The 556-nt window shown below is 37.6% G+C and carries 1 protein-coding gene; it reads left to right on the top strand.

The window, feature by feature from the left end:
- Window positions 1-104: 104 nt before the first annotated feature.
- Window positions 105-556: N-acetylmuramoyl-L-alanine amidase (locus PVK71_RS20380; RefSeq protein ID WP_274421136.1), on the top strand; the 452-nt coding region annotated here is incomplete at its 3' end.

Genomic DNA, 556 nt, shown 5'->3' on the forward strand with positions numbered 1-556 from the left:
TTGTAAGACTTATGTTAAAGAATCGTACTGAGTTGTATTGTGTTGCCTTTTAAAAAAAGAGGTTTATGTTACATATTATGTAAATAACAACATGGGTAAATACGATGTGTCATATTGATTATAATTCTTATCGCTCTGTTTCCAGTTACAACCGCAGAGTTCGTTTTCTTGTTATGCATTATACGGCTATTGATTTTTCCGCATCCATTAACGCATTGACAGGAAAAGAGGCAAATGCAAGTGCTCATTATCTCGTGCCAGATCCCTTAGATGCTAGTTATCAGGAAGCGGGTTTTAATGACATGAGGATCTTTAATTTAGTTGACGAAAATGAAAGGGCTTGGCACGCAGGTGTCAGCTCATGGGTTGGACGTAACGGATTAAATGACACTTCTATTGGGATTGAAATAGTTAATGAAGCTTCTGATGATCAAGGAGTGTTTGTTTTTCCACTTTACAGCCCCACTCAAATTCAAGCGCTAATATCCCTATCAAAGAACATATTGCAACGATACCCCGATATATCTCCAACCAATGTCATCGGTCACAGTGATAT

It is taken from the genome of Aliivibrio sp. S4MY1 (genome assembly GCF_028765545.1).
Taxonomy (GTDB): domain Bacteria; phylum Pseudomonadota; class Gammaproteobacteria; order Enterobacterales; family Vibrionaceae; genus Aliivibrio.